This window comes from Gilliamella sp. Pas-s25 (genome assembly GCF_009795885.1).
Lineage (GTDB): Bacteria > Pseudomonadota > Gammaproteobacteria > Enterobacterales > Orbaceae > Gilliamella.
On record NZ_WTEV01000031.1, the window covers coordinates 20,333 to 28,861 of the forward strand.

Annotated in this window: 8 protein-coding genes; 3 read left to right on the forward strand and 5 right to left on the reverse strand. The window is 33.7% G+C overall.

From position 1 onward, the window contains the following. Positions 1–3: 3 nt before the first annotated feature. The 5 genes from GQ593_RS11470 to coaA all read right to left on the reverse strand — a co-directional run bounded on the left by GQ593_RS11470 (position 4) and on the right by coaA (position 4,910). On the reverse strand, positions 4–1,770 hold the full coding sequence (locus GQ593_RS11470; RefSeq protein ID WP_160432148.1) for a hypothetical protein: 1,767 nt from the start codon (positions 1,768–1,770) through the stop codon (positions 4–6). Continuing rightward, complete coding sequence (locus GQ593_RS11475) at positions 1,760–2,182, reverse strand: bpX5 domain-containing protein (protein WP_160432149.1); 423 nt, start codon at positions 2,180–2,182, stop codon at positions 1,760–1,762. Before GQ593_RS11475 ends, GQ593_RS11470 begins: the two co-directional genes overlap by 11 nt. Beyond that, positions 2,175–3,269 (reverse strand): AAA family ATPase, encoded by a 1,095-nt coding sequence (locus GQ593_RS11480; protein ID WP_160432150.1) that lies wholly within the window; start codon positions 3,267–3,269, stop codon positions 2,175–2,177. Before GQ593_RS11480 ends, GQ593_RS11475 begins: the two co-directional genes overlap by 8 nt. A gap of 236 nt (positions 3,270–3,505) precedes the next feature. After that, entirely contained in the window at positions 3,506–3,955 is a 450-nt protein-coding gene (locus GQ593_RS11485; RefSeq protein WP_160432151.1) for a DUF1090 domain-containing protein, read from the reverse strand. 19 nt (positions 3,956–3,974) lie between these two features. Beyond that, positions 3,975–4,910 carry a type I pantothenate kinase gene (gene coaA / locus GQ593_RS11490; RefSeq protein ID WP_202115480.1) on the reverse strand — a complete coding sequence of 312 codons (936 nt, stop codon included), beginning with the start codon at positions 4,908–4,910 and terminating at the stop codon, positions 3,975–3,977. Positions 4,911–5,080: 170 nt separating this feature from the next. Between coaA and yihI the strand changes: the two genes are divergently transcribed. From yihI to GQ593_RS11505, 3 genes are all read left to right on the forward strand, one after another. Beyond that, positions 5,081–5,572 (forward strand): Der GTPase-activating protein YihI, encoded by a 492-nt coding sequence (gene yihI / locus GQ593_RS11495; protein ID WP_160432153.1) that lies wholly within the window; start codon positions 5,081–5,083, stop codon positions 5,570–5,572. Between the two features lie 324 nt (positions 5,573–5,896). Continuing rightward, positions 5,897–7,267, forward strand: a complete 1,371-nt coding sequence (gene hemN / locus GQ593_RS11500; protein ID WP_160432154.1) for an oxygen-independent coproporphyrinogen III oxidase — start codon at positions 5,897–5,899, stop codon at positions 7,265–7,267. A 197-nt stretch (positions 7,268–7,464) separates the two neighbouring features. Further along, the gene (locus GQ593_RS11505) at positions 7,465–8,274 is read left to right on the forward strand and encodes a hypothetical protein (RefSeq protein WP_160432155.1); all 810 of its coding nucleotides are present in this window, start codon (positions 7,465–7,467) and stop codon (positions 8,272–8,274) included. Positions 8,275–8,529: the final 255 nt, after the last annotated feature.

Below are 8,529 nucleotides of genomic sequence, written 5' to 3' on the forward strand. Positions count from 1 at the left end.
ATATCAATCAGCTTTACTTAATTTTAATCGAATCGATTGGGTGACAAATGAATATAGCATTAAGTTCCCATTTTCGTCAGTAATTGAAAACGCTTTCGCTAATGAGTTGTAACTATAACTGACAATTTTATGAGGGGAACGTAAACAGATATTCATCTGATTATCCATATAATCAAACAGTGCTATTTGCTTTTTATCTTGGTCTATAACTAAAAAGTGTGTTTTATCGCTGTGTAAATCATAAAACAGTCCAAATACTAACCAATGATTAGATACTGTTACATTTACCGATTCGTGTTGACTTGTAAACACACGCCACTGTTGCCCTGCTCCAATGGCGAATCGACCAAAACCATTCAGCCATAAATGTTCAGCCGTAAGAAGGTATTGCAAATCGGGCTGATTTTTAATGCCGGCTAACTGATAAGAAAAACGACCGACATTATAATCTTTTAGACATAGCAGACCTTGTTCATCGAAATAACAATAATAAGCCGCATTCTCAGCCAATCTAAATAATGCAACGACATTATTATTAATCGTACTTAGTGAGATGACTTCTTTCTTTTTAGGTAAGAAGCGTAAGCAATACAATGTACGATCGAAATCAATAAACATAAAAATCGACTCCTGAATGCCATTGAGTGCAAGAAATGAGATTAATGGTCTATTTTTATCTATATTTAGATTTTCTAGCAATTCAAACTGTCCATTATGGGCTTGCCATAGTGAGAGCTTTTCTTGCTCGCGGATCAAAGCAACGATGCGCTTGCCTTGTAAGTCGATCCCCAATATCGTGTTTTTTAATGTATGGTATTGAATTCGGCAACTTTTTTTAAGCAAATCGGGAGACGACAAGGTAATACAATAAGCAGCGGTACCATCAAGATTAAATGTTAAAATATAATTACCATTTGCCGAAATGATGGGTTTAAAGTCAATATTAATCGGAACAACAGACTGTTTTATTATTTCTGCATAATGACTATCGCTAGTAAATTGCCCCGATAACATTTTTGCGCAAAGAATCACATTGGGTAGGGTTAAATAACACTGCCTTGCCATTGTATTGCTTTTTATTGCTACCGATAGCTTTTCTTGTGATTTAATTAATCGCTCAACATTCACTTGGTGAGTCGAAAACAAGTTCAAAGGATGATTAGTACCAATTAACCAACATTCATCATAATCTTGCCCAGATTGTTGAAGATAATTAGCCCACTGTGTATACATTTCATCAGTTGTCAACACGATGTTTCGTTTATTTAGTAACAATTTTAGATCGTTAATATCTTTAAATAGATGTAATTTGGGGGGATGCGGTATAACGCCCCAATAAAACTGACTGTGCTGATGATGAGAACGAATATCTAGCAATAACATCAAAATCAAATGAACAAGGCGCGATGCACCTAATTGTAGAGCACCACAATCAAAAAGTGCAATTATCACGCCATTTGCTTTGGACTTTTCTTGCATTGGTGTCAAAAATAATTGCTCATAGTTCACTACTCGACGAATGAACTCATCCGGCTCTTCTTCTGCTATTAACCATTCACTGGTTAACAAATGATCGTAACTGCCCCGTTTATGCAAATCACCTAAACCAGAAAGTAATTTTTGCTCATTCCATTGACTTTCTTTTACTGGCCCTAATATGTTGTTAAGTTGCAACAATAAATCAGCAACAAGTGGTTGTAAGCTTTCATCAAACCAAGCTAACCACGGTTGCCAAGCTTGAAAAGCTTTGGGGAATTTATTATAAACCATTTTGTAAAAACTCTTTAGTTAATGGCCATTGCCGATCTAAAGGAATCACAACTTTTGGGTGATCCCATAAAAGTACAGGTTCCCGTGAAAATCTGTGACAAACTGCCTTAGCCAAAAGGCTGGTAGATATAGAAGGTTTAGCATGGCTCGGTAACCAAAGCCGTGGTTCTTGGCTATCAAACATTGCATATTGCACCCCATCAATCCATGGTAATAATGAAGATTTACCAATAATTACGACAAAACTATCACCTTTAACAAATTGATATTTAGATAAATCATATTTGCTCAAATTTTGTCTAAAATGATTAAATAAGCGCGGAACAACATCATACCAAGCAACTACAGCTAAAGGCGTTATCGGATCATTATTAATTTGCCAGTGCCATGGAATATTAATATTACTACACATCTTTGGTTATCAAATCAATTAATTGTGCTCTCAACAGTTTTAACTGTTCCGGAACAGTACCAGCAGTATAATTGGCATCAATTTCGCGTAAGACACTTTCTATTTGTGTATCATCATTATTTATGCAGTATGTGGCAAGCTCTATCAATCTTTCTGAACGGGCATTGGGTTGTTGAGTTGCTGATTCAGTGGCATAAAACAATTGAGAATTATTTGATAATGTAAAGACATCTTTTAATATCTCTTGCCCTCTTTGCTGCATATCAATGGTGGGTAAAACATAAAACAATGGCCATAAATCTTTTTTTTCAGCCTCAAGTCTTCCATTAACTAAAGCCGCCGCCGCAATAAGTTTTAATGTTTTAACTACACGCCTATCGGATAAGTTAATGTTATTTTGCCTTAATAATCTAATTGCATCAGCAAATGGCGAGAAAATTTTATCTAAATTGACATTTTTGACTTGCTCACTTAAATCAGCTAGTTCATCCAATGAGAGGGATAGGTTAATTTCAGCATATTCAGCTTGCCAACCGCCAGCAAGCATATCTTCAATAAAGTTATCAGCAACAGGGTCAATAAAAAGGTGAAGTAAAAAACGATCGGCAAAAGCAGCCAGTCCTTCGTCCTCCGGTAAGCTATTTGATGCGCCAATACAAATTTTTAATGGACAGGCTATTTGCGTATGGCCTCGACGAAATTGACGTTCATTTAAAATACCCAATAATGTATTTAAAATTGCAGTCGAACCTAAAAAAACTTCATCTAAAAAAACGATTTCTGCTTCTGGCAACATGCCACTAGTATCAGTTTCAACTGTTCCTTCTCGAAGTTTTTGAAGATCAACCGTTCCAAAAAGTTCTGAGGGTTCAGTAAATCGACCTAACAAATATTCAAAATACTGACCATTCATCGTTTTAGCCATGCGTCTTACTACCGCACTTTTCGCCGTACCAGGCGGGCCAATGACCAATAAATGTTCTTTGGCAATAGCAGCAAGAATGATGAGTTCAGCAAGTTGTTCCCGACCAACAAAGCCATGAGTAGCAGCTTTAATACACTGCCGAATTCTAGATGAGTTTTCCATTATATTTTTTGTTCTTATAATTAGATAGATTAAAAACAACATAACTAAAATCAAATTTTTAGTTAATTACAATTATTTTAACATATAATTGAATAAAAAATAGCAGCAAGATGAAATTAGGAATTAATAGCGTTGACTTAAATGCTATCATCAACGCTATAACTTACATAGATAATTATGTTTTGGGCATTAACAATATTATTAAAATCAGTTTAAATAACAATAACTAGTCAATGTCATCTAGTTTTGATTTCGTTATAATAACCAGCTAAATTCTGTTTAGCTTGAACTAACTCTTGTTCGGCTTCACTTAACTTTGTTTTTAATTTAGCTATCTTTTCTTGATCACTTTTCCTATTGTGCTTGACAAACGCTTTGTTTTTTTCAGTTAATTCTTTATTTTTTTCAGCCAATTTTTTAGTTTTTTCTATCACTTTTAGTTTATATTTGGTTTCTAACTCATCATTTGAACAATAATTATTGACATCATGTAATGCCTTTTCAAGCCCTTGAACTTGGTGAGAATTATTATTTTTTTTGGCATAATCAATCTGTGTTTCAATAGTTTGTTTTTTGCTTTCACACGTTAATCCTTCAGAATGTTCTGAAGCATAAGCACCAAGCGAAAATAAACTCGCCAAAGTAATAATGGTTACTTTAGTCATGACTCGAATTACTGATTTCATATCAATTTCCCCCTTTACCCTATTTTCTTAATTGAACCAAATCAACTTTATGATCTTTACCTTTAGTCAGGATTAAACTCGCCCTTTCCTTTGTAGGTAAGATGTTTTCAACCAAATTTAACTCATTAATTTCACGCCAAAGGCGATTAGCAATGTTTACGGCCTCTTGTTCCGGCAGTTTTGAGTAGTGGTTAAAGTAAGAGTTGGGGTCACTAAATGCACCGGCTCTAAATTTTAAAAAGCGGTTCACATACCAATCATGTAATAACGAAACCTCGGCATCCACATAAATCGAGAAATCGACATAATCAGAGACAAAAACACGGTTATTTGCTTGCGGATAATTCAAGGTGCTTTGTAGTACATTTAATCCTTCAAGAATCAAAATATCTGGACTATCAATCACCATTTCTTCACCTTCGACAATATCATAAACCAGATGAGAATACACCGGTGCTTTAACGTTAGCTTGTCCTGATTTTATATCCGCAACAAAATTGATCAGTTTTTTAATATTATATGATTGTGGAAAGCCTTTTTTGTTCATTATTCCACGCTCTTCAAGGCATTTATTAGGATATAAAAATCCATCGGTTGTCACTAAAGCTACTTTACGATGCTCTGGCCAACGCGTTAACAATGCCTGCAATACCCTTGCAGTTGTGCTTTTGCCTACAGCAACGCTACCGGCAATACCAATGATATAAGGGATTTTGTGACTTTTGCCTAAAAACTTAGACAGTACCGCCTGCCGGCTAAAGCTGTTACTAATATAATAATTAAGTAATCTTGATAAAGGTAAATAGATGTCACTAACTTCATCCATAGATAAGTCTTCATTAATGCCTTGTAAAGAAGTTAACTCGTCAGGGGTTAACGTCATCGGTACTGCGTTACGCAAACTTGCCCATTCTTGACGATTAAATTGCATATAAGGGCTCAAATGATTTTTCATTTTATTTTGTTCTCTAATTCGATCTGACAAATTTATTGGGCTCAGATTATACATAAATCTCTTTTTTTACAATCTTAAATTAGCATGACTGCTTCATCATAGCTATATTTAAGACTTACTGATAAAATACGCTTGTTAAATGATTAACCCTAATATTAAACAGAGATTATATGTTAAAGAATAAATCGAAACAAAAAACTAAAAAAAGCCGTCAAGAGATTAATGAAGAGTCTCGTGAGCTAAAGCGCAAACGTAAGCACAAAGGCTTACCAAGTGGCTCTCGCTTTAATAATCAAGATGATAACAAAAATAAAAATTTGACAAACAAAAGCAAAGATCCACGCATTGGCAGTAAAAAACCGATTTCATTAGTTGTTGAAAGTGCTAGCAATGCAATAAAACCGGTTAAACAACCGAAACCGGCTAAAACAGTTTTATCGCCACAACAAGAATTAGAACAATTAGAAAACGATCCAAAATTAGATATGTTACTGGATTTAGTCGAGCAAGATGCCAAACTCACTAAAGATCAACAAATTTATCTTGATAGCAAATTAAATCGTATTGATGAGTTGATGCAAGAGCTTGGTTATAGTGATGATGATTTTGAAGATGAAGACGAAAAGAAAGAAGATATTGTTAGTTTATTAAAACGAAACTAATAAGAGACAGCTGTCATTAGTACTTATTAGTATCTTCTCAATGCAAGCAGAAATAAGATCCTAGTCATTTAATTTCTGCTCATAATTTAAAGTAAGAAACTATATTTTTTATACAATCCATTGATAACTTAAAAAGCGAGCGAATCATAATGCCAATATTAATTATGTTAAGTTTATATTTTGGGTTATTAATCTGCACATTGTTATATTTAAATAAAACCAATCGAATCAAAATTAAAACAAAAATTAGAAACCAACAAAAACAACAAGTAAAAATTCACAAAAATAACAACATTAAATACAGCTCTAAACGGAAGCAACAGCATGACTAATATGCAATTATGGGATCAGGCGTTAATTGAAAAATATAACTATTCTGGTCCAAGATATACCTCTTATCCTACTGCACTTGAATTTAATGAAAACTTTAGTGAGCAGGATTTTTTATCGGCAGCAGCACGTTACCCGACAAAGCCATTATCGCTTTATGTGCATATTCCGTTTTGCCATAAACTTTGTTATTTTTGTGGTTGTAATAAGCTTATTACTCGCCAAACGCAAAAAGTTACCAAATATTTAGATGTTTTAGATATTGAAATTGCCGAACGCGCCAAATTATTTAAAAATCGAACAGTAACCCAAATGCACTGGGGTGGCGGTACACCAACTTTTTTAAGCAATGATGAAATCACTCGACTAATAACTTCGCTAAAAAAGCATTTCAATTTTGCCGATAACGCTGAACTTTCCATCGAAATCGATCCGCGAGAAATTACCCCACAAACTATTGATCATTTAGCTCACGTTGGGTTTAATCGATTAAGCATGGGAATTCAAGATTTTAATCATGAAATTCAAAATCTGATTAATCGCGAACAAGATGAAACATTAATACGTGCTCTTATTAATCAAGCTCGAAAAAATAATTTTGACTCCATTAGTTTAGATCTCATTTATGGCTTACCCAAACAAACAGTTACTAGTTTTACCGAAACGCTCAATAAAGTGATTGATATCTCCCCCGATCGTTTAAGTGTATTTAATTACGCCCACTTGCCGAGCCGTTTTGCTGCGCAGCGTAAAATTAAAGATGATGATTTACCTAATGCTAATCAAAAATTACAGATTTTATACACAAGTATTCAAAAACTAACCGAAGCAGGATATCAATTTATCGGCATGGATCATTTTGCCAAACCTACTGATGAACTAGCCATTGCCCAACAAAAAAATCAATTGCACCGTAATTTTCAGGGTTACACAACGCAAGGGGAGGCGGATTTACTTGGGCTGGGTGTGTCAGCCATTAGTATGTTAGGTGATAGTTATGCGCAAAACCAAAAAGATCTTAGAGCTTATCAAAGTCAAGTTGAACAAAAAGGTCATGGGTTATGGAAAGGATTTAATTTAAATCAAGATGATATCATTCGTCGAGATGTAATCAAGCAGCTCATTTGCCACTTTTATTTAGATAAAAAAGCAATAGAAGAACACTTTCATATCCAGTTCGATAACTATTTTGCTGAAGACTTAAATCTACTCGCTCCATTGCAACAAGATGGATTAGTCACAGTAAATGACAAAATAATTAAAGTTCAACCTAAAGGGCATTTACTGATACGCAATATTTGTATGTGCTTTGATATTTATATGCGAAAAATGGCACGACAACAGCAGTTTTCTAGAGTTATTTAATTTGATATCGTTTTTCAAATTACTGAAACAACTCGAGTGATTCCTATAAAATAAATATTATGATAAGATTTTGTCCAAATTAATAAAAGAAAGTAATAACTTGTTAATTTATTGTGTTATTAAAGGTTAGCCTTTAATAACACAATTTTATTCTTTAAACATGAAATTTTATTTTTAATAAGGAGTATATTTATAAAATGGGATTGACGAATAAATTAGTGGAAGTATTTCCAACTCGTCCTTTAAAAGTTATGAAACTAAAGCAAGAAGGCTCATTCCATCAAATAAGAAGAATAAGTGCAGCAATAATTTTATTTGTGTTAGCTGTGTTTATAGGCATAAGAAATTATCCTGGATTAATTGATGATTATAAAATATCACGGAATCCAGTTGTGGTTAACTATGATGTAGAAGGAACATGTCGTGCAAAACGTTCGGTTGATAACTGTTCAGTGAAAATTACCACTGATACAGGACAAGTTATTAAGCGTGATTATACTTTCATTGGAGGGAAAAAAGGAAATTATCAAGTTGTAACTATAGCTTCGGCCGATGATCCATCACTAGTAACAATCGATTTAGCTATTGAGAATATGCGAACTGTATTTGTGGCTACTACTGGTCTTATTCTTTTGTTGTTGTTGGTCACATGGATGAGTTTAGGATGTTTCTTAAGAACACATAAAATGGCAAAAGTTATCAAGGAAATTAACGGGCAAAAATTAACACCTGTTATTGTGCCAGTTAAATTAGTTTCTTATGGTAAAACAATAACAGCTTTATATCGTGCAAACAATGCACAAGGAATAAATGCTAAATATGCAGCCAATTTTAATAAAGACTCAAACGGTGGACCAATTATTATAGGAGATAGGATTAGAAATAAATGTAATGTGTTGGCCGTAGTCGGAGAAAGCAATTCTGTTCCTATTCTTCTTGATCAAGAATTTACGCGCTGTGATTTTACCTATAATGAAATGCAGGCATTAAAAGAAGCTCTCTCTTAATCCAGATATGATATCAAGAATAGTGAAATCAGTTTAAGTTTAAATATTTAAATTTTATACATAGGGCGATAACATCGCCCTCAGATTGATGACAAACCTCGATATAATTCGGAGTTTATTTTTTTATTTAAACCATAAATAGGATTTTTAATTTGGATTTTATTAAATAAATTAGGGGCTGTTGATCTTTGCTGTACATAAATTGCTCAACAATACATTGGCAGCCACATCAACATAAATGCCAGTGATACCATA

Bases quoted from the DNA above. Each gene is read 5' to 3' on its own strand.
- coaA (WP_202115480.1), bottom strand. From the start codon at position 4,910: ATGAAAAATCATTTGAGCCCTTATATGCAATTTAATCGTCAAGAATGG.
- GQ593_RS11485 (WP_160432151.1), bottom strand. From the start codon at position 3,955: ATGAAATCAGTAATTCGAGTCATGACTAAAGTAACCATTATTACTTTG.
- GQ593_RS11480 (WP_160432150.1), bottom strand. From the start codon at position 3,269: ATGGAAAACTCATCTAGAATTCGGCAGTGTATTAAAGCTGCTACTCAT.
- hemN (WP_160432154.1), top strand. From the start codon at position 5,897: ATGACTAATATGCAATTATGGGATCAGGCGTTAATTGAAAAATATAAC.
- yihI (WP_160432153.1), top strand. From the start codon at position 5,081: ATGTTAAAGAATAAATCGAAACAAAAAACTAAAAAAAGCCGTCAAGAG.
- GQ593_RS11470 (WP_160432148.1), bottom strand. From the start codon at position 1,770: ATGGTTTATAATAAATTCCCCAAAGCTTTTCAAGCTTGGCAACCGTGG.
- GQ593_RS11505 (WP_160432155.1), top strand. From the start codon at position 7,465: ATGGGATTGACGAATAAATTAGTGGAAGTATTTCCAACTCGTCCTTTA.
- GQ593_RS11475 (WP_160432149.1), bottom strand. From the start codon at position 2,182: ATGTGTAGTAATATTAATATTCCATGGCACTGGCAAATTAATAATGAT.